Origin of the sequence: Bacillus cereus group sp. BfR-BA-01441 (genome assembly GCF_022663075.1) — a bacterium.
GTDB classification, from domain to species: Bacteria; Bacillota; Bacilli; order Bacillales; family Bacillaceae_G; genus Bacillus_A; species Bacillus_A cereus.
In genome coordinates, this window is record NZ_JAKUEU010000279.1 from 1 (window position 1) to 389 (window position 389).

Consider the following 389-nt stretch of genomic DNA (forward strand, 5'->3'; position numbering starts at 1 on the left):
CACCGTGCGGGTTCGACCCCCGCCCTCGGCACCATATGCGCCCGTAGCTCAATTGGATAGAGCGTTTGACTACGGATCAAGAGGTTAGGGGTTCGACTCCTCTCGGGCGCGTTTTCTTTCGGGAAGTGGCTCAGCTTGGTAGAGCACCTGGTTTGGGACCAGGGGGTCGCAGGTTCAAATCCTGTCTTCCCGATACTTGTTTGGGGCCTTAGCTCAGCTGGGAGAGCGCCTGCCTTGCACGCAGGAGGTCAGCGGTTCGATCCCGCTAGGCTCCACCATTAGTTCTTTGAAAACTGAACGAAACAAACAACGTGAAACGTCAATTTTTATTTTAGATGCTAGACAAACTAACTTTATTGGAGAGTTTGATCCTGGCTCAGGATGAACGC

General features: G+C 53.0%; 3 tRNA genes. All 3 read left to right on the top strand.

From position 1 onward, the window contains the following. The first annotated feature begins 37 nt into the window (after positions 1–37). The 3 genes from MR107_RS30490 (at position 38) to MR107_RS30500 (ending at position 278) form a co-directional block, all read left to right on the top strand. Positions 38–111: transfer RNA gene (locus MR107_RS30490), tRNA-Arg, on the top strand. An 8-nt stretch (positions 112–119) separates the two neighbouring features. After that, positions 120–193: transfer RNA gene (locus tag MR107_RS30495), tRNA-Pro, on the top strand. Positions 194–202: 9 nt separating this feature from the next. Continuing rightward, positions 203–278 (top strand) — tRNA-Ala (locus MR107_RS30500). Positions 279–389: the final 111 nt, after the last annotated feature.